The sequence below is a fragment of the Mesorhizobium sp. LNJC391B00 genome, assembly GCF_000502535.1.
Classification (GTDB): Bacteria; Pseudomonadota; Alphaproteobacteria; order Rhizobiales; family Rhizobiaceae; genus Mesorhizobium.
The window spans coordinates 43425-65095 of record NZ_AYWI01000007.1; the positions used below are offsets into that span (position 1 = coordinate 43425).

At 63.1% G+C, this 21671-nt stretch carries 22 protein-coding genes; 17 read left to right on the forward strand and 5 right to left on the reverse strand.

The features are described from left to right. The first annotated feature begins 5 nt into the window (after window positions 1-5). Window positions 6-806, forward strand: a complete 801-nt coding sequence (locus X750_RS1000000163775; RefSeq protein WP_023747952.1) for a hypothetical protein — start codon at window positions 6-8, stop codon at window positions 804-806. Between the two features lie 295 nt (window positions 807-1101). Then, window positions 1102-1896 carry a hypothetical protein gene (locus X750_RS1000000163780; protein ID WP_023747953.1) on the forward strand — a complete coding sequence of 265 codons (795 nt, stop codon included), beginning with the start codon at window positions 1102-1104 and terminating at the stop codon, window positions 1894-1896. Between the two features lie 41 nt (window positions 1897-1937). Here X750_RS1000000163780 and X750_RS146430 read toward each other — a convergent pair whose 3' ends face one another. Continuing rightward, window positions 1938-3296, reverse strand: a complete 1359-nt coding sequence (locus X750_RS146430; protein ID WP_023747954.1) for an NAD(P)/FAD-dependent oxidoreductase — start codon at window positions 3294-3296, stop codon at window positions 1938-1940. 267 nt (window positions 3297-3563) lie between these two features. Here X750_RS146430 and X750_RS146425 point away from each other — a divergent pair, with 267 nt between their 5' ends. Next, a complete protein-coding gene (locus tag X750_RS146425) occupies window positions 3564-4274 on the forward strand; it encodes an XRE family transcriptional regulator (protein ID WP_023687066.1) in 711 nt (236 codons plus the stop codon). A gap of 122 nt (window positions 4275-4396) precedes the next feature. On the opposite strand, the gene X750_RS146420 is transcribed toward X750_RS146425, so the two are convergent. From X750_RS146420 to X750_RS146405, 4 genes are read right to left on the reverse strand one after another with little or no spacing between them, the layout of a single operon-like run. Next, entirely contained in the window at window positions 4397-5437 is a 1041-nt protein-coding gene (locus X750_RS146420; protein WP_023687065.1) for a DUF3445 domain-containing protein, read from the reverse strand. Between the two features lie 9 nt (window positions 5438-5446). After that, entirely contained in the window at window positions 5447-6412 is a 966-nt protein-coding gene (locus X750_RS146415) for a PDR/VanB family oxidoreductase (RefSeq protein WP_023687064.1), read from the reverse strand. Then, window positions 6409-7005, reverse strand: a complete 597-nt coding sequence (locus X750_RS146410) for a dimethylamine monooxygenase subunit DmmA family protein (RefSeq protein ID WP_023668542.1) — start codon at window positions 7003-7005, stop codon at window positions 6409-6411. The genes X750_RS146415 and X750_RS146410 overlap by 4 nt, the downstream gene beginning before the upstream one ends. Window positions 7006-7047: 42 nt before the next feature. After that, window positions 7048-8181, reverse strand: a complete 1134-nt coding sequence (locus tag X750_RS146405) for an aminomethyltransferase family protein (protein WP_023668543.1) — start codon at window positions 8179-8181, stop codon at window positions 7048-7050. A gap of 184 nt (window positions 8182-8365) precedes the next feature. On the opposite strand from X750_RS146405, the gene X750_RS146400 reads away from it, so the two are divergent. The 14 genes from X750_RS146400 (at window position 8366) to X750_RS146335 (ending at window position 21549) form a co-directional block, all read left to right on the forward strand. After that, the gene (locus X750_RS146400) at window positions 8366-8752 is read left to right on the forward strand and encodes a hypothetical protein (protein ID WP_245261080.1); all 387 of its coding nucleotides are present in this window, start codon (window positions 8366-8368) and stop codon (window positions 8750-8752) included. 28 nt (window positions 8753-8780) lie between these two features. After that, complete coding sequence (locus X750_RS146395) at window positions 8781-9158, forward strand: hypothetical protein (protein ID WP_023668545.1); 378 nt, start codon at window positions 8781-8783, stop codon at window positions 9156-9158. A 27-nt stretch (window positions 9159-9185) separates the two neighbouring features. Next, window positions 9186-9347 (forward strand): hypothetical protein, encoded by a 162-nt coding sequence (locus X750_RS1000000164785; protein WP_023668546.1) that lies wholly within the window; start codon window positions 9186-9188, stop codon window positions 9345-9347. A 14-nt stretch (window positions 9348-9361) separates the two neighbouring features. Further along, entirely contained in the window at window positions 9362-10756 is a 1395-nt protein-coding gene (locus tag X750_RS146385) for an APC family permease (protein ID WP_023668547.1), read from the forward strand. A gap of 42 nt (window positions 10757-10798) precedes the next feature. Next, entirely contained in the window at window positions 10799-11488 is a 690-nt protein-coding gene (locus X750_RS146380) for a hypothetical protein (protein WP_023704841.1), read from the forward strand. Then, window positions 11485-11802, forward strand: a complete 318-nt coding sequence (locus X750_RS146375) for a hypothetical protein (protein ID WP_023668549.1) — start codon at window positions 11485-11487, stop codon at window positions 11800-11802. The genes X750_RS146380 and X750_RS146375 overlap by 4 nt, the downstream gene beginning before the upstream one ends. Window positions 11803-11886: 84 nt before the next feature. Then, window positions 11887-12783, forward strand: a complete 897-nt coding sequence (locus tag X750_RS146370; RefSeq protein ID WP_023668550.1) for a glutamine amidotransferase family protein — start codon at window positions 11887-11889, stop codon at window positions 12781-12783. A 4-nt stretch (window positions 12784-12787) separates the two neighbouring features. Next, the gene (locus tag X750_RS146365; RefSeq protein WP_023668551.1) at window positions 12788-13516 is read left to right on the forward strand and encodes a GXGXG domain-containing protein; all 729 of its coding nucleotides are present in this window, start codon (window positions 12788-12790) and stop codon (window positions 13514-13516) included. 6 nt (window positions 13517-13522) lie between these two features. Beyond that, entirely contained in the window at window positions 13523-14851 is a 1329-nt protein-coding gene (locus X750_RS146360) for an FMN-binding glutamate synthase family protein (protein ID WP_023687061.1), read from the forward strand. 30 nt (window positions 14852-14881) lie between these two features. Continuing rightward, window positions 14882-16189, forward strand: coding sequence for a type III glutamate--ammonia ligase (glnT, locus tag X750_RS146355; RefSeq protein ID WP_023684436.1), 1308 nt, complete (start codon window positions 14882-14884; stop codon window positions 16187-16189). Window positions 16190-16225: 36 nt separating this feature from the next. Further along, window positions 16226-17479: a sarcosine oxidase subunit beta family protein gene (locus X750_RS146350; RefSeq protein WP_023747956.1), complete on the forward strand. Its 1254-nt coding sequence runs from the start codon at window positions 16226-16228 to the stop codon at window positions 17477-17479. 10 nt (window positions 17480-17489) lie between these two features. Next, entirely contained in the window at window positions 17490-17765 is a 276-nt protein-coding gene (locus tag X750_RS146345) for a sarcosine oxidase subunit delta (protein ID WP_023747957.1), read from the forward strand. Between the two features lie 171 nt (window positions 17766-17936). Further along, complete coding sequence (locus tag X750_RS146340; protein ID WP_023747958.1) at window positions 17937-20930, forward strand: sarcosine oxidase subunit alpha; 2994 nt, start codon at window positions 17937-17939, stop codon at window positions 20928-20930. Further along, the gene (locus X750_RS146335) at window positions 20923-21549 is read left to right on the forward strand and encodes a sarcosine oxidase subunit gamma family protein (RefSeq protein WP_023687059.1); all 627 of its coding nucleotides are present in this window, start codon (window positions 20923-20925) and stop codon (window positions 21547-21549) included. Before X750_RS146340 ends, X750_RS146335 begins: the two co-directional genes overlap by 8 nt. Window positions 21550-21671: the final 122 nt, after the last annotated feature.

The following is a 21671-nucleotide window of genomic DNA, read 5'->3' on the forward strand; positions in this document are numbered from 1 at the left end:
GTTGAATGTCCAATCCCGGCGAACCGCCTTTTGCCGTACTCGTCTTCGACATGGCCAAGACCGGCGAGCCGGACGGGGAGCACGTAGTTTCGGGGTTTGAGACGCTGGAGGCGGCGACGTCCTACGCCATTGCGCGGGTTCGCGCCTCGGTGGAGGAGTTGCGCAAGCCCGGCATCGCCACTGCTGAGCTTCGCCAGCTCTGGCACTTCTATGGCGAAGACTGTTCGGTGCTGAACGCCGGAGTGCGCGGCAGCGATCTACTCGACGATTTCATTGCGACGCCGTCGATGCCGGCCGAATGCAACTGGCAAGTTCTCGCACCAAGGCTGCGCCGCTTCCGCGCCTCGCTACTGATCTCCAACGGCAACAACGAATCCGTCTGGGCGGGCGGCTTCTTTCGCTCGACCTACAGGCTGACGCGAGACGGCCTCCTCGAGCGCTTTGGCGACGACGCCATTGCCGCCTTCAAGGCCAAGGGGATCGAGCCGGCGGAGCCGACGAAGCTCATGGTCGCCAATTACTTCGAGCTGCCCGACCCGCCCTACCCGCCGCCAGGCGTGACGCTGCGATCCTGGAAGGTCGAGGTCGGTTTCGTCTGCCATGACGTGAAGTTCGGCGGCGACGCCGCCGGAATCTTCGCCTGGCCGCAAGAGCCCACCGACTGGGCGCTCAGAACCATGCAGCTCCTGCTGATGGCCGACATGATGGCCATGCGCGGCGATGGCCCCGACTGGGCCAACGACTGCGAGATACTAACCGCCAAAGTGACCGAGACGGAGGCGCCTCCCGACTATCCGCTGGATTGAAGTGATGATCATCACCTGCCCCGTGGCCGGCACACGCGATCTCGGCCAGGAAGTGTTCATCGCACGGTCCAGGGTCGCGGCATTGTCGCGGGCTGGCAACAACCTGCCATCAACATCATCGCGGTCGGTTTCCGACCCCTGAGCCGCGAAAGCTCAAGCACGGCTCGGATAGACGGTTTCGCCTCTTCTGGAGTTCGCCTCTTCTGGAAATGGCAGGCCGCGCTCCAGCTCTTGACTTGGCGCATTTTCGCGCGGAAAGCTGCTTCATCCTCGACCAGCCTGAGCTTGCTGCCGAATGCCCGATCAGCGCGAACCGCCTTTTACTGTCGTCGTCTTCGACAAGGCCAAGACCGGCGAGCATGTGGTTTCGGGGTTTGAGACGTTGGATGCGGCTACGTCCTACGCGATTGCTCGGGTTCGCGCCTCGGTGGAAGAGCTGCGCAAGCCCGGCATCGCAGCAGCCGAGCTCCGGCGGCACTGGCATATCCATGGTGAGGATTGCACGGTGCTGAACGCCAATGTGCGCGGCAGCGATCTGCTTGAGGATTTCATCGCGACGCCGGGGACACCGGCCGAATGCGACTGGCGGGCGCTGGCGCCACGACTGCGCCGTTTCTACGCCGCTGTGAACGTCTTCAACAACGACGGCAAATCTATCCGGGTCAGCGGCTTTTTCCGCGCGACCTACCGGTTATGGCACGCTGGCCTGCTCGCAAGATTTGGCGACGACGCCATCGCCTCCTTCAAAGCCAAAGGCATCACGCCGGCAGTGCCGACGAGAGTCTCGGTCGACCATCACTTCGAGCAGCCCGATCCGCCGCGCCCGCCGCCCAGCGATATCAGGCCGTTGCTGTCCTGGAAGGTCGAGATCGATTTCGGCTGCACCGATGTGAGGTTCGGCGCCAAAACCGACGGCGTCTTCGCCTGGCCCGAGGAGCCGACCGGCCGGGCACTCAACGACATGACACATCTGCTGATGGCTGACAGGCTGTCTATGTACGGCACCGGCCCGGAGGGCGCCTATTATAGCGAATTGGTGTGGGTCAAGGTGACGGAGACCGATGCGGCTCCCGACTACCCTCTGAATTGAAACCGGGCCGGTGCCGGCGCATTGTTTTGCATCACGCCGACCTATTCCGCCGCGACGCCCTTTACCTGAAGATAGCTTTCCATCGAGTCGTCCAGCGCCTGCAGCCAGGGCGTATGGTGCAATGGCGCCATGGTGCCGGTCATCAGCGAGCGGTAGGCGTGGTCGCGAAAGCTCATAATGTCTTCCGCCTTGTGGTGCTCCCATTCCATGAAGGTTTGGTTGACCGCCTCGACGTCGAAACCGGGATAGTCGGTCTGGTCCATCAATTCCTTGGTGTAGTCGCCCTGGAACCAGATCATCTGCTCGGCGTCTTCCAGCGTCTCTTCGCGTGCCCGCCACTTGGCGCCGTGCTCGGCCATCGCCTGTACCGACGGCAGCTTGATACGGCCCATGATGACGTCGCGGGCGAACCAAGCCTGGGCGTCGAACATGTTGAAAGTGTAGAACTGGTCCTGCATGCCGATATAGGACAGTTTCGGGTTCTTCTCCCACACGACGCCCTCATAGAGCCCGTCCGGCCACATGCGATTGGCGGTCTTCAGTTTCAGCTCTTCCGTGAGGAACGGGAAGGAATGCAGGTAGCCGGTGCACAGGATGATGGCGTCGACGTCCTTGGTGGTGCCATCCTTGAAGTGCGCCGTCTTGCCGACGACCTTCTGCAGCAGCGGTACTTCCTTCCAGTTCTCCGGCCATTTGAACCCCATCGGTTTGGAGCGGTAGCTGGAAGTGATCGATCTGGCGCCGTATTTGTAGCACTGCGAGCCGATGTCCTCGGCAGAATAGGAGCGGCCGATGATCAGTATGTCCTTGCCCTTGAACTCCATGGCATCGCGGAAATCATGGCTGTGCAGGATACGGCCGTTGAACGTCGAAAAGCCTTCGAAATAGGGAACGTTGGGAACCGAGAAATGCCCTGAGGCAATGACGACATTGTCGAACTCCTCGGAGTAGGTGACGTCGTTCGTGCGGTCATGCGCGGTGACGGTGAATTTTCTCGTCTCGTCCGAGAAGGTGACCATGCGCACCGGGCTGTTGAAGCGCACCCATTTGCGCAGGCCTGATTTCTCGACGCGACCCTTGATGTAATCCCACAAAACGGCGCGCGGCGGGTAGGATCCGATCGGGCGGCCGAAATGCTCCTCGAACGTATAGTCGGCGAATTCCAGGCATTCCTTCGGTCCGTTCGACCAGAGGTAGCGGTACATCGAGCCGTGGACGGGGTCGCCATGCTCGTCGAGGCCGGTGCGCCAGGTGTAGTTCCACAGGCCGCCCCAGTCCGACTGCTTTTCGAAGCAGACGATTTCGGGGATCTCGGCGCCCTTGTCGGCAGCCGACTTGAAGGCCCTGAGCTGGGCCAGACCGGATGGCCCCGCTCCAATGACGGCAACGCGCGTTTTCATGGCAGGCCTCCCGGTGTCATTCGATTTTTGGAATTGCTCTTACGAAACAAATTTCACTCACAGGACAGTAATTGCCTCTTGGATGCTGTCAACAGGCCTTGTGGAGAAACCGCGTTTCGCCCCAGCGGATTTCCGGAAAAACGGATGACGGCGTAAATCCTGTTCGGACACCATTCGACTTAAGGGGCTTGCTGCGCGGTTGCGTTTCTGTATCGGCACCGAATATGTTCACCTGGAGTGAAATAATCATGGGGATTCGGAGGCGAGATGGCGAAGACAAGTTCCGATTCCAAGACTGCTTCGACAAGGGCAAAGCCACCGGCAAAGGCCTCCGTGGACGGAAAAACCATCCGCGCGCCGCTGACGCAGAATCCGCACGCCATTCGCGACACGCGCGAAAAAGTGCTGGAGGTGGCGATCGGGCGCGAGGTGCGCGCCTTCCGCAAGAAGCTCGGCATCACCGTCGCCGATCTCGCCGTCGCCACCGATATTTCGCTGGGCATGCTGTCGAAGATCGAGAACGGCATCACCTCGCCGTCGCTGACCACACTGCAGGCGCTGTCGAGGGCGCTCGGCGTTCCCGTCACCGCCTTCTTCCGCCGATTCGAGGAAGAGCGCAGCGCCGTCTTCGTCAAGGCCGGCGAAGGGCTAGATGTCGAACGCCGCGGCACCCGCGCCGGCCATCAATACAATCTGCTCGGCCATATCGGCTCCAACACCAGCGGCGTCGTCGTCGAGCCCTATCTGATTACGCTGACCGAGGATTCGGATGTGTTCCCGACCTTCCAGCATGAGGGCATGGAATTCCTCTATATGCTGGAGGGCGAGGTGGTGTACCGGCACGGCAGCAACCTCTATCCGATGAAGCCGGGCGACAGCCTGTTCTTCGACGCCGACGCGCCGCACGGGCCGGAGCAACTGACGAAACTTCCGATGCGGTATCTGTCGATTATTTGCTATCCGCAGAGCGCGGGGTAGTCGGACCGCCGCAGCCCGCTCACCCGGATTGCCCCGAGGGGAGAGGAGTCTGGCGTCAGCGCTGGCGATCTCTTCTCCGCTCGGGGAGAAGGTGGCCGCGCAGCGGCCGGATGAGGGGGCCTTTAGTCCGGCCCGAACCCCGGTGACGTCGCACTGCCATCATCCAGCTTCGACAGCCATTCCACCAATGTCGGCCGATACCGCGTCAGGCCCTTGTAGGTGGCCAGCTCTTCCGGCAAATCCCGGATCACCCGGTGCAGTCGCCTTGCCCATTTCGGCTGTGTCACCAGTTCGTCCATCTTGATCAGATAGCAGCGGATCGGGAAGACGATGCCGTTCGAGCGCGGCAGGCGCCAGAAGCTTTGCAGTTCGACGCGCAGATGCACCTTGTCGCCGACATTTTCGGGCGTCACCGTCGCGCGGTCCGGGCCCCATTTGTGGTAATTCTCCGGACTGGTGTCGAGGCGCGGGTTGATGGTCATCGTCCAGTTGAGACGCCGCGCCGGCTTGCCCTGCTGGATGTTGGTGAGGAACTTCAGCGCCCTGACGAAAATCCCCTTCTCATGCGCCAGCGGCACCGGCGCGTGCCATTCGAAGAAATTCATGCCGATGTCGAAATCGAGCGACCAGTCGGCCTGAGTGGTGACCATGCCGGCGTCCATCCAAAGATTGCCGTCGCGCTGATCGAGAATGCAGAAATCACCCTGGCTCTGGCGGGTGATGTACTCCATCGGCCCGTAAGGCAGTGTCGAGGTGTCGCCGAAGGTGAAGGTGTCGTCGATGCCGAGCGGCCGGTTGATCCAGCGCCAGCGGTCGCCGTCGCGGGTCAGGGTGAAATGCTCGGGATAGCCAAGTGCCTGTTGCTCCATCAAAAGTTCGAGCAGGTCCCAGCCGGCCAGCGTCATATGCGGCAGCGACTGGCAGCGCAGCGGATCGTCGGCCAGCACCAGTGCACGGTCCTGCATCTCGGCGACATAGTGCTCGTCGACGTCGATCAGGTTTTCCAGAACGCTGCCCTTGGGGCCAACCACATGCGGCTCGATGTTGACCGCATACATGTAGGCGTCTTCGTGGAACGGGAACGGAAACCGCCTGATGTGTTCCGGGCTGTTCCTGAAGGTGAAATCGTCGCGAAACGTTTCCTTGCGAAAGGTGATGCCCAAGCTGGCCTCCTATCTTTCCAGGACCAGCGACTTGCCTTCGAAGCGCGACACGCACGGCATGATCTTGCAGCCGGAACGATGGTCTTCCTCGCTGAGCCAGTGGTCGTTGTGGATGAACTTGCCGTCATACGAGACGACGTTGGTCTCGCACTGGCCGCAGACACCGCCGCGGCAGAGATAGGGCGGATCGACGCCGGCGGCCTCGATCGCTTCGAGCAGGCTCTGCTGCTCGCCGACGCGGATGGTCTTGCCGCTAACGGCAAGTGTGACGTCGAACGGCAGGCCGGGCTGGGGTGCCGCGAAATGCTCGTAGTGCACGGTCTCCGCCGGCCAGCCGAGAGCCGCAGCGCGCTCGCGCACCCAGTTGATCATGCCGGCCGGGCCGCAGACATAGAGATGGGTGCCGAGCGGCTGCGAGGACAAGAGACGGTCGAGTTCGATGCGCTCGTCGCGGTCGTCGTGATAGAGCCGGACGCGACGGCCATAGCGCTCCTGCAGCACATCGGCATAGGTGCCGAGCGAGGCGGTGCGGCAGGTGTAGTGCAGCTCGAAATTGCCGCCGGACCCGGCGAGCTGCGCGGTCTGCGCCATGAACGGCGTGATCCCGATGCCGCCGGCAAGCATCAGATGCTTCTTTGCCCTGAGGTCGAGCGAGAACAGATTGACGGGGTAGCTGACCACCATCTCCAGGCCAGGCTTGACGCTCCGGTGCATGAACAACGAGCCGCCGCGGCCGACATCGTCGCGGCGCACCGAGATGGTGTATTCGCGGGTGTCGAGCGGCGATCCCATCAGCGAATAGGGATTGAGCCTTGTGCGGTCGCCATCGCGCATCTCGACCACGACATGGGCGCCGCCGGAAAAGGTCGGCAAAAGCTCACCGTCACGGCGGCGGAAATGGAAGCGCGTCACCAGTTCGTTGACCGGGACGACGTCGCTGACGACGACATCGAGCTTGGTGGTGCCGGTGCTCATGGGAAGACCTCCTCTATGGGAGGGATCTCCGAGCGATCCTCGGCATTTATGCAGACGCCCTGGAATGCTGCCAGCCGTCGCGAATAATGATCGCGCACCAGAAGCAGCAGGCCGCAATGCGCGCAGGTGGCCGGCTGCGTCGTCACATTTTCGGTGATGCCTTTGCAATGCACGCACTGCATGCGCCGCGCCAATGAGCCGCGATGCTCGGTCTGCATGGAGGTATGATCGATGCCGGCTTCGAGCGCCACCTGCATGGCCTGGCCGATCAGCCCTTCGGTGCCGGCGAGATAGAGGCGCAGGCCCATATGCGCGTTGGCAAGCGTCTGCTTCAGCCGGGGCAGCAGGCTGGCGAAGGTTGGCGCGACATGAAATTGCGCGGACTTCAGTGCCTCAAGAGCGGCAACGTGCTTGCCGTCGGCCCCGGGAATGAAGACGATTTCGGCGCCGTCGAAGAAGCCGGGGGGCGCCGTCCTTGCCATATCGACGATCGCCAGCGCGCCTTCCGCATCCGCCACGAAAAGATGATGCTTGCCGGGCTGCGGGGACAGGGTTCCGTAAATGGGCCGGCTGATGATCGTTTTGGCTGCCATTCTCTACTTCGTACCTCGAAACCCCTCGCTGTCGATTGTGCCTCAGCCTTTCGCCGTGCGCTTGGTCTTTTTGGGATCGTCGAAGGGCAGAGGCTGCGCCGTCGCCCTGATCGAACCGCTCTTGTTGCGGATCTCGAGCTTGGTGTCCTTGACCGCGCAGTCGACGTCGAGGCGGGCGATGCCCATCGATTTCTCGACCAGCGGCGAATACATGGCGCAGGTGACCACGCCCACCTTTTTGCCGTCGCGATAGACCGGCGCGCCCTCATCCGCGGGTTGCTTGCCGTCGAGCAGCACGCCGTAGATCTTGAAGCGCTCCTTGCCCTTGAGGCGGTAATGCTCTTCGGCGCCGCGAAAGCCGGTCTTGCCGGGGCTGACGGTGAAGTCGAGGCCGAGCTCCCACAGCGTGTCGCCGGGGCCTTCGTTCTCGAACGGATATTTCTGCGAGTTGTCATAGGGATAAAACAGCAAATAACTTTCGACGCGCAGCATATCGAGCGTGGTGAAGCGGCACGGAATGATGCCGGCGCTCTTGCCCTCGTCGAGGATCCTGTCCCAGATCGTGCCGGCGTCCTGGCCGCGGCAGAATATCTCGTAGCCGCGCTCGCCGGTATAGCCGGTGCGCGAGATCATGACGGGAAAGCCGAACAGCTGCGTCTGCATATGATGGAAATAGTTGAGGTCGCGAATGCCCGGCACATGCTTTGAGAGATAGTCGACCGCGGTCGGTCCCTGCAGCGACAGGTCGTGCAGATTGTCGTCGAAGCGCAGCGATACGTCGCGGCCGACGGAAGCGCGCTGCAATTCCTCATGGCCGGTGCCGGAGCCGTGCACCACCATCCAGGCGTTCGGCCCGGTGCGGTAGAGGATGCAGTCGTCGGTGAATTTTCCGGCCTCGTTCAGCATGCAGGCATAGGCCGACTTGCCGGGATAGATCTTCTCCACGTCGCGCGTCGTTGCCAGGTCGATGAGGTGTGAGGCGTGCGGCCCGGTGATGTGAACCTTCTTCAGGCCCGACACATCCATCAGCCCGGCCCTGGTGCGGATGGCGGTGTATTCCTCGTCGGCGTCCTTGTCGTAGGTCCAGGCGGTGCCCATGCCGCTCCAGTCTTCGAGCTTCGAGCCTAACGCGCGATGGCGATCCGCCAGGGTCGAAAATCTCCAGGATGCCGTCATCCGCAAATCCTCCGTTCGAAAATTCTATTGTGTTCCCGGCTCCCTGCGCGAGGCGGGAGCATTTGGTCGAATATTGATCGCAAACGTCCTGATGCCGCAATACCCGGAAGCAAATAATTTCATTGTCAGGCAAAATTCGCGGCTGGGGACAAACGGTTAACCCAACGTAGAATCGGCTTGACAATTGCTGGATTCGGCCCGAATTTATGAAAAAAATTTCACTCTGTTGAAAGAGGGCAGCGGGCGGCCAATTCGGGGTCGGGCGCTGGAAAAGGGGAAACCGATGTCAGACCTGCAGCAGCGCATCGAAGCGCTGTACCGTTCCGACCTGCGCGGATCCGCGCTCCTGATCATCTGCCTTTGGGCGACGATCCTCTTCGTGCTTGTCATGACATGGCCCTACATCCCGGACACCGGGATCAAGATCGTCGTCGCTATCGCTGCCGCCGCCGTGCTGATCTTCAATACGGCCGCCATCCTGGCGATGGTCAATCACTACAAGGAAGACAAGGACTTCATCTACGGTCTCGACATCAAGAACGCCGACGCGGCCCGCAACCGCAAGTCCTGAAAACAGAACGTCCTGAGGGGTAGAAGTCATGTCGCGCTACACGCCGCCGGAACAAGGCAAGGCCGGGCAGATTTTCGATATCGTGGTCGTCGTGGTCGCCATTTTCGTGGCGCTGTGGCTGCCATTGAAACTCGGCCTGGCGGGTGCGGCGAAATCCATCGACGCGCTCGATGCCAAAACCTGGGAAGCGTTGGGACAGAACCCGACCATGGCCTCGATCTGGGAAAAGCTCGGCTATACGCCGGAGACCGCGCACGACATCATCCAGAACCGCTTCCACTACATCATCGACTGGCCGACGCTGATCATCATGGCGGCGGTGCTGATCGGCTATTTCGTCTTCCTGTTCCGCGCCTCCGACCGCGAATATCGCGACGTCATCAACGAAAAGTTCGACGACAAGTAACGCCAGAGATTTTGGGGAAGCACGCTCATGTGGGTCGCACTCTCTTACGCATCGTGGGGCATCTCGGTCGTGCTTGCGCTGTGGATGCTCTACGACTGGTTCAAGATCGACACGACCTATTCCGAGGAGGTGCTGACTTCCTCGCGCGAAGGCGAGCTTGAAGCCGCTTCCGAAAAACACCGGATCTGAGTGGGGATTGAACAATGACGATCACGCTTGAACCGGCAATACACGGCGACAGGGTTTCACTGCTACGCGTGCTCGGCCCGGCCCATGTCTGGGCGCTTGGCGTCGGCATCGTGCTGGTCGGCGAATTCACCGGCTGGAATTTCTCGGCCGACAAGGGCGGCGCACTGGCGGCGCTGATCGTCTGCTGGGTGGTCGGGCTCTTGTACACTTCGGTCGCCATGATCGACTCCGAGGTGACATCGACGGTTGCCGCCGCCGGCGGCCAATACGCGCAGGCCAAGCACATTGTCGGGCCGCTGATGGCCTTCAACGTCGCGCTGTTCCTGGTCTTTGCCTACACCATGCTGGAGGTTTCGGACGCCATCCTGCTCGGCGACACCATCGTCGCCAAGGCCGGCGTCGAAGGGCTCACCCACAACTCCTTCATTGCCGCCACCATCGTCGTGCTGGCATGGCTGAACTATCGCGGCGTGCTGATGACGCTCAACGTCAACTTCGTCATCACGGCGATAGCCTATGTCTCGATCGTTATCCTGTTCTTCTCGGTCAGCCCCTGGACGCAGGGTGCTGTGCTGAAGCTCAACGAACTGGTCACCCCCGGCAATGCGCTGCCCTATGGCTGGATCGGCGTCATCGCGGCCTTCCAGTTCGGCATCTGGTACTATCTCGGCATCGAAGGCACCACGCAGGCCGCCGAGGAAGTGCGCTCGCCGGCGCGTTCGCTGCCTTACGGCACCATGGCCGGCATGATCACGCTTTTGATCGCCGCCGCCATGACCTGGTATGTCTGCGCCTCGCTGATGCCCTGGGAGTACCTCGGTATCACCTATTATCCCTTGTGGGACGCCGGCAAGCTGACCGGCAGCCCGCTGCTGGAAAACCTGTTGTTCGTCGCCACGCTGCTCGCGGCACTGGCGTCGGCCAATGGCTGTATCAACGATGCGGCCCGCGCGTGGTTCTCGCTTGGACGCGACCGCTATCTGCCGACATGGTTCTCGGCCGTGCACCCGAAATACCGCACGCCCTATCGCTCGATCCTGTTCCTGTTGCCGATCGCGCTCGCCTTCGCCTTCATCGCCGACCTCAACCAGGCGATCACCTTCTCAATCCTGTCGGGCGTGCTGCAATACACCTTCATGAGCATAAACATCATGATGTTCCGCAAAAAGTGGCCGCTGGGCACGATCCGCCGCGGCTATACGCACCCGTTCCACCCGATCCCGGCGATCGTGCTGTTTTGCCTCTGCGTGGTGACCTTCTTTGCGATCTTCCTCGGCTACGGCACGCAGCTGATCGCCATGGTCGCCTTCTACTTCCTGATCTCGCTGTGGTTCCACTTCTACCGTTACCGCTATGTGCGCCGCGGCGACCAGTTCACCATGCCGTGGCCGAAGCCGCAGGGCTATTGACAGGAGAGGGCCTGCCGGTCTGGGCGGGCATGGCGTGACGAGGTGTCTGACGTGACGACAGCATTGCTGGCCGGGGCGGTCGCCGTGGCTCTCGTCCTGCACCTCGCCTGGCATACGCGCGCCAGCCGCAAAAAGGCCAAGGCTGATCTTGCAGCCGAGGCAGCCAGCATCCGGACCGTCATCACAGATGCCGTTGATGTCTCCGATGGCACAGCCGGCGTTGTCACCTGGGCCGGCACATGGAACGGACAGCGCGTGCAGCTGCGCACCATCGTCGACACGCTGGCAACGCGAAAGCTGCCGGCGCGATGGTTGAGTGTCACGATCACAGAGCCGGTTGCGGTGCCGGCGACCTTCGACATGATGATGCGGCCGGGCTCGCCGACGACCTTCTCCAATTTCGATCATCTTCAGCATACGCTGCCGAAGGCTCCGGGATTTCCGGCTGAAGCCGTGCTGCGAACCGACCTCAGGGCGGCGCGCTTTCCGCAGAACCTGATCGCCAGCCATCTCGACATCTTTGCCGAAGGCCGCGCCAAGGAACTCTTGATCACCCCGAACGGCGTGCGCATCGTCTGGCTGCTGGCCGAGGCCGAGCGGGCGCGCTACGGCGTGTTCCGGCAGGCCGCATTCGGCGGCGCAAGGCTGGATCCAACGCTGGTCGAGAGACTGCTGACCTCGGCCTCAGTGCTGCGCGATGCCATCAACCGACAGGAAAGGCAGGTCGCATGAGCGCACCCGCACCGACAAACCCGTATCTGGTGCTCGGCGCTGCCATCGTCTTACCGGCCAGCGGCCACGTCATTCTGGGCGTGCCCGTGCGCGGCCTGCAGTTCCTGTTCTTCATGGTGATCCTCGCCTGGGTGACGGCCAAGATCGCGCCGGCCGATGCCAGCTTCGTCGGCCGCCACGCCGGCGGCTTCCTGATCTATGCGCTGTCGATCCTCGATGCCTACAGAATAGCCCGCATCCGCACCGCCACATGGATTCACAGCGCCCGCGACGGCGGCGATAGTTCACAAGGCCGCATCGAGCCGGATACGTAACTACAGGAATATTTTTTTCATACGATTGAATTCGCACGACGCATTCGATACATCATCGTCTAGTGGTAACGTCGGGAGGCTGACATGTGTGGAATCGTCGGACTTTTTCTGAAAGACAAGTCGCTTGAGCCGCAGCTCGGCTCGATGCTGTCGCAGATGCTGATATCGCTCAGCGATCGCGGCCCCGACAGCGCCGGCATTGCCATCTATGGCGCGCCTTCCAGGAATGAAGCCAAGATCACCATCCAGTCCGCGAAGCCCGAGCGCGATTTCCGCGGCCTCGACGCCGAACTCGCAAAGGCCATCGGCGCGCCGGTGAGCATAGCGGTGAAGTCCACCCATGCAGTGTTGAGAACCGCGCCCGACAAGGTCGATGCCGCGCGCGAAGCGCTGCAGTCAATCCGCCCCGACGTGCGCATCATGGGCGCCGGCGAAGCGGTGGAAATCTACAAGGAAGTCGGTCTGCCGGAAGCGGTCGTCGACCGCTTCGACGTCCGCTCGATGACCGGCACGCATGGCATCGGCCATACCCGCATGGCGACGGAATCGGCCGTCACCACTATGGGCGCGCATCCGTTCTCGACCGGCGCCGACCAGTGCCTGGTGCACAATGGCTCGCTGTCCAACCACAACAATGTGCGGCGTGAGCTGGTGCGGGAGGGCATGAAATTCGAGACCGAGAACGACACCGAGGTCGCCGCCGCCTATCTCTCCTCGCAGATGGCGCATGGCAAGAACCTCGGCGAGGCGCTGGAAGGCACGCTGTCCGACCTCGACGGCTTCTTCACCTTCGTCGTCGGCACCAAGAACGGTTTCGGCGTGGTGCGCGATCCGATCGCCTGCAAGCCCGCCGTCATGGCCGAGACCGACCAGTATGTCGCCTTTGGCTCGGAATATCGGGCGCTGACCAAGCTGCCCGGCATAGACAATGCGAGGGTCTGGGAGCCGGAACCCGCAACCGTCTATTTCTGGGAGCATTGAGCCCATGCCGGCAACCAAACTTTCGAAGGCGGCGCAAGACCAGGCGTCCCGGGTCTTCGATCTTGATGTGTCGTCGCTGCGCGAGCTCAACCAGGCGCTTCACAATCTGACGCCCGGCTCCAACGAAACGGCGTGGGAAGTGCTGCACCCGAAGGGCAGCCATTCGGTTGCGGTCGGCGTCGACCAGCCTGTCAGCATCGATGTGCGCGGCAGCGTCGGCTACTACTGCGCCGGGATGAATGACGGCGCTGCCATCACCGTGCACGGCTCGGCCGGACCTGGCGTCGGCGAAAACATGATGTCGGGCTCGATCGTCATCAAGGGCGACGCCAGCCAGTATGCCGGCGCCACCGGCAAGGGCGGGCTGCTCGTCATCGAGGGCAACGCCTCGTCGCGCTGCGGCATCTCGATGAAGGGCATCGACATCGTCGTGCACGGCAATATCGGCCACATGTCGGCCTTCATGGCGCAGTCCGGCAATCTGGTGGTGCTGGGCGATGCCGGCGACGCACTTGGCGATTCCATCTACGAAGCGCGGCTGTTCGTGCGCGGCAAGGTCGAAAGCCTGGGCGCCGACTGCATCGCCAAGGAGATGCGGCCCGAGCATATCGAACTGCTGCAGGGACTGCTCGACCGCGCCGGCGTCACCGGCGTCAAGCCGTCGGAATTCAAGCGCTACGGCTCGGCGCGCACGCTCTACAATTTCAATATCGACAACGCCGACGCGTATTGAGGCAGCATGACCTACAAGAACCCGCCGACGACGCCGCGCAAATCCGCGACCTTCGACGACTACACGCTTTCCGAAATCCGCCGCGCCGCGGCGACCGGCATCTATGACATCAGGGGCGCCGGGGCCAAGCGCAAGCTGCCGCATTTCGACGACCTTTTGTTCCTCGGCGCCTCGATCTCGCGCTATCCGCTGGAAGGCTATCGCGAGCGGTGCGACACGTCGGTCGTGCTGGGCTCGCGCTATGCCAAGAAGCCGATCGAGCTGAAAATCCCGATCACCGTTGCCGGCATGAGCTTCGGGTCGCTGTCCGGCCCGGCCAAGGAAGCGCTCGGCCGTGGCGCTACGCTCTCAGGCACGTCGACCACCACGGGCGACGGCGGCATGACCGAGGAAGAGCGCGGCCATTCCAAGCAACTGGTCTACCAGTACCTGCCGTCACGCTACGGCATGAACCCCAGGGATTTGCGCCGTGCCGACGCCATCGAAGTCGTTGTCGGCCAGGGCGCCAAGCCCGGCGGCGGCGGCATGCTGTTGGGACAAAAGATTTCCGACCGCGTCGCCGAAATGCGCACGCTGCCGAAGGGCATCGACCAGCGCTCGGCCTCACGCCATCCCGACTGGACCGGGCCGGACGATCTCGAGATCAAGATCCTCGAGCTGCGCGAGATCACCGACTGGGAAAAGCCGATCTACGTCAAGGTCGGCGGCGCCCGCCCCTATTACGACACAGCACTTGCGGTGAAGGCCGGCGCCGATGTCGTCGTCGTCGACGGCATGCAGGGCGGCACGGCGGCCACCCAGGAAGTATTCATCGAAAATGTCGGCCAGCCGACGCTTGCCTGCATCAGGCCGGCGGTGCAGGCGCTGCAGGATCTCGGCATGCACCGCAAGGTGCAGCTGATCGTGTCGGGCGGCATCCGCAATGGCGCCGACGTCGCCAAGGCGCTGGCGCTCGGCGTCGACGCGGTGTCGATCGGCACGGCAGCGCTCGTCGCGCTCGGCGACAACGACCCGCGCTGGGAGGCCGAATACAATGCGCTCGGCACCACCGCCGGCGCCTATGACGACTGGCACGAGGGTCGCGACCCCGCGGGCATCACCACGCAGGACCCCGAACTGATGAAGCGGGTCGATCCGATCGCCGCCGGACGGCGGCTGGCGAACTACCTCAAGGTGATAACGCTGGAGGCGCAGACCATTGCGCGTGCCTGCGGCAAGAACAGCCTGCACAATCTCGAGCCCGAGGATCTCGTAGCCCTCACCATCGAAGCCGCCGCCATGGCTGGCGTGCCGCTGGCCGGCACCAACTGGATACCGGGGAAAAACGGCTTCTAAAAAACACATCAAAATAAGCGAGGAACTATAATGGGGAACGATCTCGCCGCATTCGCCAAAGAGAACGGCGTCAAATATTTCATGATTTCCTACACCGACCTGTTCGGCGGCCAGCGCGCCAAGCTGGTGCCGGCGCAGGCGATCGCCGACATGCAGAAGGACGGCGCCGGCTTCGCCGGTTTCGCCACCTGGCTCGACCTCACGCCGGCGCATCCTGATATGCTGGCGGTGCCGGATCCGGATTCGGTGATCCAGCTGCCGTGGAAGCCCGATGTCGCCTGGGTCGCCGCCAACTGCATCATGGACGACAAGGAAGTCGAGCAGGCGCCGCGCAACACGCTGCGCCGGCTGATCGCGGAAGCCGCCACTGACGGCATGCATGTCAAGACTGGCGTCGAGGCAGAGTTCTTCCTGATCTCGCCGGACGGCAGCGTCATCTCCGACAAATACGACACGGCTTCAAAACCCTGCTACGACCAGCAAGCGGTGATGCGCCGCTACGATGTCATCGCCGAGATTTGCGACCACATGTTGGCGCTGGGCTGGAGCCCCTACCAGAACGACCATGAGGACGCCAACGGCCAGTTCGAGATGAACTGGGCTTTCGACGATGTGCTCGCCACCGCCGACAAGCACTCCTTCTTCAAGTTCATGGTCAAGTCGGTGGCCGAGAAACACGGCCTGCGCGCGACCTTCATGCCAAAGCCTTTCCAGGGCCTGACCGGCAATGGCTGCCACGCCCATATTTCGGTCTGGGACAAGGCCGGCAAGGTCAACGTCTTTGCCGATAACGCGATGGAACTCGGCCTGTCGGCCAAGGGCAAGAATTTCCTCGGCGGCATCATGAAACATGCCTCGGCGCTGGCCGCCATCACCAACCCGACGGTGAACTCCTACAAACGCATCAACGCGCCGCGCACCATTTCGGGCGCCACCTGGGCGCCGAACACGGTGACCTGGACCGGAAACAACCGCACTCACATGGTGCGCGTGCCCGGCCCCGGCCGCTTCGAGCTGCGGTTGCCGGACGGCGCCGCAAACCCTTATCTGCTGCAGGCCGTCATCATTGCCGCCGGTCTCGACGGCATCCGCTCCAAGGCCGATCCCGGCAAGCGCTACGACATCGACATGTACCAGAACGGTCACACTGTGAAGGGCGCGCCGAAGCTGCCGCTCAACCTGCTCGACGCGCTTCGCGAATACGACAAGGACAAATCGCTCAAGGCGGCGCTGGGTGAGGAATTCTCGTCGGCTTATCTAAAGCTGAAGCAACAGGAATGGAATTCCTATGCTTCGCACTTCACGCAATGGGAGCGCGACCACACGCTGGACATATAATCGTCCTAGCGGTGCGAGCGACCTCGGAATGACCTGATGAAATATTCGATCTTCTCGCTCGCCCGTGCTGCCCTTTCCGGCCACAAGAACTGGCAGCGCACCTGGCGCGATGCGGCGCCCAAGGACCACTACGATGTGGTGATCATCGGCGGCGGCGGCCATGGGCTCGCCACCGCCTGGTTCCTCGCCAGCGAGTTCGGCATCAGAAACGTCGCCGTGCTGGAAAAGGGCTGGATCGGCTCCGGCAATGCCGGCCGCAACACCACCATCATCCGTTCCAATTACGGCCTGCCCGGCAATACCGGCTTCTACGAGCTTTCGATGAAGCTTTGGGAGCGGATGGAGCAGGACCTCAACTATAACGCCATGGTCAGCCAGCGCGGCGTCCTCAACCTCTATCATTCCGATGCGCAGCGCGACGCTTATGCGCGGCGCGGCAACACCATGCGCATCAATGGCATCGATGCCGAACTGCTCGACCAGGCAGCGCTGAAGAAGATGCTGCCGTTCCTGAATTTCGACCATGCGCGCTTTCCCGTGCAGGGCGGCCTCCTGCAGCGCCGCGGCGGCACCGCGCGGCATGACGCGGTGGTCTGGGGCTATGCCCATGCGGCGAGCGAACTCGGCGTCGACATCATCCAGAACTGCGACGTCACCGGCTTTGTCCGGGACGGCAACGGCAAGGTGACTGGCGTCGAGACGTCGCGCGGCAAGATCGGCGCCGGCAAGGTCGGCATGGCAGTCGCCGGGTCATCGTCGCGTGTCGCAGCGATGGCGGGCATGCGCCTGCCGATCGAAAGCCATGTGCTGCAGGCTTTCGTCTCGGAGGCGATCAAGCCGCTCATTCCTGGCGTCATGACCTTCGGCGCCGGGCATTTCTATGTCAGCCAGTCCGACAAGGGCGGGCTGGTCTTCGGCGGCGACATCGACGGCTATAATTCCTACGCCCAGCGCGGCAATCTGCCTGTGATGGAAGATGTCTGCGAAGGCGGCATGGCGCTGATCCCGATGATCGGCCGCGTGCGGCTTCTGCGCCAGTGGGGCGGCATCATGGACATGTCGATGGATGGCTCGCCGATCATCGACAAGACGCCGGTCGACGGGCTCTACCTCAACGCCGGCTGGTGTTATGGCGGCTTCAAGGCGACGCCCGGTTCCGGCTTCGTCTTTGCCCATCTGCTGGCGCGTGACGAAACGCACAAGGAGGCGGCGCTGTTTCGGCTCGACCGCTTCCGGACTGGCGCCATGATCGACGAAAAGGGCCAGGGCGCCCAACCGAACCTGCACTGAGGCTGGCGAGATGCGTATTGTCTGTCCCTTCTGCGGCGAACGCGAACTCGGCGAGTTCAGCTATCTCGGCGACGCCAAGCCGGCGCGGCCGGCGGCGGGTGCCGGCGAGGATGCTGTCTACGACTACGTCTATCTGCGCGACAATGTCGCCGGCGTGATGGCTGAGAACTGGTATCACGGCGGCGGCTGCCGGGCCTGGCTGAAGGTCACCCGCAACACGCTGACGCACGAGATCTCGGCGGTGCAGCCGGCGGCGGGCGCCGGGGCGAGGCAGGTGGCGAAATGAGCTATCCTGTCGAAATCGTAGCCGTCGCGAAAAGCGCCAGCCCCCTACCTCCCCCTTGTGGGGAGGTCGGACCGCAGGTCCGGGTGGGGGNCCCCCACCCCGCTGCTGCGCAGCGACCCTCCCCACAAGGGGGAGGGTAAGGGGCGGCGCCATCCTTCGCCATGACACCATATGGATCAGAGGCTGGACATCGTGACCTCTCATCGTCTCTCATCCGGCGGTCTCATCGACCGTTCCACCCCCCTCACCTTCCGCTTCGACGGCACGACATCTTCCGGCTTCCAGGGCGACACGCTGGCGTCGGCGCTGGTCGCCAATGGCGTCAAGCTGGTCGGCCGCTCGTTCAAATACCATCGTCCGCGCGGCATTCTGACTGCGGGCTCGGAAGAACCCAACGCGCTGGTCGAACTGCGCACCGGCGCACGGCGCGAGGCCAACACCAAGGCCACGACGGCCGAACTCTATGAAGGCCTCGAAGCGGCCAGCCAGAACCGCTGGCCGTCGCTGCGCCACGATGTGATGTCGGTGAACCAGCTGTTCGCACCGATCTTCGTCGCCGGCTTCTACTACAAAACCTTCATGTGGCCGGCAAAATTCTGGGAAATGGTCTACGAGCCGGCGATCCGACGCGCCGCGGGTCTGGGTCGCGCGGCGGTCACCCCCGATCCGGATCACTACGACAAGGCCTGGGCGCATTGCGATGTGGTGATCGCCGGCTCCGGTCCGGCCGGTCTCGCCGCCGCACTCGCTGCAGGCCGCAGCGGTGCGCGCGTCATCCTGTGCGAAGAAGATTTTGCGCCCGGCGGCCGTCTGTTGTCGGATGGCGGCACGATCGACGGTCTGCCGGCCGCGGAGTGGCTGTCGCGCACACTGGCCGAGCTCAGCTCGATGCCGGATGTCCGCATCATGACCCGCACGACCCTATTCGGCGTCTATGACGGCGGTACCTATGGGGCGATCGAGCGGGTCAACGATCATCTGCCGGTACCGCCCGAGCATCAGGTGCGCCAGCGCCTGTGGCGCATCGTGGCCAAGCGCTGCGTCGTCGCCGCCGGCGCGATTGAGCGTCCCATCGTCTTTGCCGGCAATGACACGCCCGGCGTGATGATGGCGTCCGCCATCCGCACCTACGTCACACGTTATGCGGCGACGCCGGCAAAGCGGATCGCGCTGTTCACCAACAATGAGGATGGCTGGCGCACGGTCGAGACGGCACTCGGCGCCGGGCTGCAGATCGCGGCGGTGATCGACGCGCGGCCTGACGTCTCGCCTGCCCATCGTTCTCTCGCTTCCAGGAACGGCTTCACCGTGCTGCATGGTTCGGTCAGCGGCGTCGGCGGCGGCAAGGACGGCGTAAGAAAAATAGCGGTGTCGCTGACCGGCGGCGCGCGCGCCGAGGTCGAGGCCGACGGGCTTGCCGTTTCCGGCGGCTGGAACCCGGCGGTCGGGCTCACCTCTTACCATCGCGGCCGGCCGAAATGGCGAGACGACATCGCCGCCTTCGTGCCGGACGGCGCGCCGCCCGGTATGGTCGCCGCAGGTGCGGCTAACGGCGACTTCGGGCTAGGCGCCTGCCTGCGCGCAGGTTTCGAGGCCGGCGCCGCAGCGGCGCGGGACGCCAGCCGGATCGGCAATGCGGGATCGGCACCGGTCGCCGACGACGAGGCGTTCTCGCTGACCCCGCTCTGGCATGTCGCTGGCAAAGGCAAGGCTTTCGTCGACCAGCAGCATGATGTCACCGCGTCCGACATCGAGCTGGCGCAGCGCGAGGGTTTTGAATCGGTCGAGCACCTGAAGCGCTACACCACGCTCGGCATGGCGACCGACCAGGGCAAGACGTCCAACGTCGCCGGCCTCGCCATCATGGCGGCGGTGTCGGGCAAATCCATTCCCGAGACCGGCACGACCATCTATCGCCCGCCGTACGTGCCGGTCGCCATCGGCGCCTTTGCCGGCCACCATCGCGACGAAAATTTCCATGCGACGCGGCTGACGCCGTCGCATCACTGGGCGGCCGAACAAGGCGCGATCTTTGTCGACACCGGCCTGTGGAAGCGCGCGCAATGGTATCCGCGCGCGGGCGAGAAGGACTGGCTGGAATCGGTCACCCGCGAGGTCAAGGCGGTGCGCTCGGGCGTCGGCTTCTGCGATGTCTCGACGCTGGGCAAGATCGATGTGCACGGCCCCGATGCCGGCGCCTTCCTCGACCGCGTCTACATCAACACCTTCTCAAACCTTGCCGTGGGAAAAGCCCGCTACGGGCTGATGCTGCGCGAGGACGGCCTCGTCTATGATGACGGCACGACCTCGCGGCTGGCCGAGGACCATTATTTCCTCACCACGACCACGGCGAAGGCCGGGCTGGTGATGCAGCATCTCGAATTCTGCCGGCAGGTGCTATTCCCCGAACTCGACGTGCAACTGACCTCGGTCTCCGACCAGTGGGCGCAGTTCTCGATTGCCGGGCCAAGGACGCGAGACCTGTTGAAGGAAATCGTCGACCCTGCCGAGGACCTTTCGAACGAAGGTTTTCCCTTCATGGGCGTGCGCGAAGTCGCTTTGCGCGGCGGCATCAAGGCGCGGCTGTTCCGCATCTCCTTCTCCGGCGAGATGGCGTTCGAGATTTCGGTGCCGGCGCGTTACGGTGAAGCGATGGCACGCAATTTGATGCTGGCGGGAAAACCGTTCGGCGTGACGCCGTATGGCACAGAAGCCCTCGGCGTCATGCGCGTTGAAAAGGGCCATGTCGCCGGACCGGAACTGAGCGGCATGACGACCGCCGCCGATCTCGGCCTCGGCAAGATGATGTCGACCAAGAAGGATTTCATCGGTCGCGTCATGGCCGGCCGCGAGGCGCTGGTGGCGCCGGACCGGCAGGTCGTGGTCGGCATCAAGCCGATCGACAAGGCGCGCCGCCTGCGCTCCGGCGCGCACATCATCCCGAAGGGCCAGACGCCCGGGCCTGATAACGACCAAGGCTACGTCACCTCGGTCTGCTTCTCGCCGACGCTCGACCAGTGGATCGGTCTCGGCCTTGTCGAGCGCGGCCGCGAACGCATCGGCGAGATCGTCCACGCGCATGATCCGCTGCGCGGTGAAGACTATGATGTCGAGCTCTGCAATCCCGTCTTCTACGATCCCGATGGAGGGCGCCAGCGTGGCTGATTTTTCCTGGGATGTTCGTAGCCCGCTCGAGCGGGCACTTGTTGTCGGGCCTTACGGCGCGAACGGCAATGTCGGCGTGTTGCTGACCGAAATCCGCAATTTCGACCTGATCCAGGTGATGGCGCGGCGCGGCAAGGCGGGAGATTTGGCCAACGCTGCGAAGGCAAGCTTCGGTGTTGCGGCTCCTGAGACACCCAAGGCGGTGCAGACTTCGGATGCGACGCTGATCTGGTCGGGACCGGACCAGTTCTTCGTGCTGTTGAAGGGCGGCAAGCATGGGACTGAAGCACTCGCCCAGACGTTCGCGTCTTCCGCTTCGCTATCGGACCAGTCGCATGCGCGAGTGCTGATCAGTATCTCCGGTACCAAGGCGCGGGCGATGCTGGGCAAGCTGTCGTCGATCGATCTGCATCCCGATGCATTTCTGGTTGGGGCGGCTGCCGCGACCTCGATGGATCACACCAGCGTCACGCTCTGGCGCGGGAATGACCGGCCGGATGGGCAGGCGGTGTTCAACGTGCTGATGTTTGCGACATTTGCTGAAAGTCTGTGGCACACGATGCTGGATTCGGCGGCGGAGTATGGTGTCGAGATCGGGCATTCCGAGGATTTGGCGTAGCGCTTGTGCGCTTCTTCCTTCTCCCCTTGTGGGAGAAGGAAGATCGGCGCGTTAGTGCCGAGACGGATGAGGGGTGTTCCAGGGTACGCCAACGTCTCACCGCTGGAACACCCCTCATCCGT

Excerpts from the sequence above, each read along its gene's own strand:
- X750_RS146395 (WP_023668545.1), top strand. The coding sequence starts at position 8,781 with ATGTCGCGCTACACGCCGCCGGAACAAGGCAAGGCCGGGCAGATTTTC.
- X750_RS146385 (WP_023668547.1), top strand. The coding sequence starts at position 9,362 with ATGACGATCACGCTTGAACCGGCAATACACGGCGACAGGGTTTCACTG.
- X750_RS1000000163780 (WP_023747953.1), top strand. The coding sequence starts at position 1,102 with ATGCCCGATCAGCGCGAACCGCCTTTTACTGTCGTCGTCTTCGACAAG.
- X750_RS1000000164785 (WP_023668546.1), top strand. The coding sequence starts at position 9,186 with ATGTGGGTCGCACTCTCTTACGCATCGTGGGGCATCTCGGTCGTGCTT.
- X750_RS146360 (WP_023687061.1), top strand. The coding sequence starts at position 13,523 with ATGACCTACAAGAACCCGCCGACGACGCCGCGCAAATCCGCGACCTTC.
- glnT (WP_023684436.1), top strand. The coding sequence starts at position 14,882 with ATGGGGAACGATCTCGCCGCATTCGCCAAAGAGAACGGCGTCAAATAT.
- X750_RS1000000163775 (WP_023747952.1), top strand. The coding sequence starts at position 6 with ATGTCCAATCCCGGCGAACCGCCTTTTGCCGTACTCGTCTTCGACATG.
- X750_RS146375 (WP_023668549.1), top strand. The coding sequence starts at position 11,485 with ATGAGCGCACCCGCACCGACAAACCCGTATCTGGTGCTCGGCGCTGCC.
- X750_RS146430 (WP_023747954.1), bottom strand. The coding sequence starts at position 3,296 with ATGAAAACGCGCGTTGCCGTCATTGGAGCGGGGCCATCCGGTCTGGCC.
- X750_RS146410 (WP_023668542.1), bottom strand. The coding sequence starts at position 7,005 with ATGGCAGCCAAAACGATCATCAGCCGGCCCATTTACGGAACCCTGTCC.
- X750_RS146350 (WP_023747956.1), top strand. The coding sequence starts at position 16,226 with ATGAAATATTCGATCTTCTCGCTCGCCCGTGCTGCCCTTTCCGGCCAC.
- X750_RS146345 (WP_023747957.1), top strand. The coding sequence starts at position 17,490 with ATGCGTATTGTCTGTCCCTTCTGCGGCGAACGCGAACTCGGCGAGTTC.
- X750_RS146370 (WP_023668550.1), top strand. The coding sequence starts at position 11,887 with ATGTGTGGAATCGTCGGACTTTTTCTGAAAGACAAGTCGCTTGAGCCG.
- X750_RS146365 (WP_023668551.1), top strand. The coding sequence starts at position 12,788 with ATGCCGGCAACCAAACTTTCGAAGGCGGCGCAAGACCAGGCGTCCCGG.
- X750_RS146415 (WP_023687064.1), bottom strand. The coding sequence starts at position 6,412 with ATGAGCACCGGCACCACCAAGCTCGATGTCGTCGTCAGCGACGTCGTC.
- X750_RS146340 (WP_023747958.1), top strand. The coding sequence starts at position 17,937 with ATGGATCAGAGGCTGGACATCGTGACCTCTCATCGTCTCTCATCCGGC.
- X750_RS146405 (WP_023668543.1), bottom strand. The coding sequence starts at position 8,181 with ATGACGGCATCCTGGAGATTTTCGACCCTGGCGGATCGCCATCGCGCG.
- X750_RS146425 (WP_023687066.1), top strand. The coding sequence starts at position 3,564 with ATGGCGAAGACAAGTTCCGATTCCAAGACTGCTTCGACAAGGGCAAAG.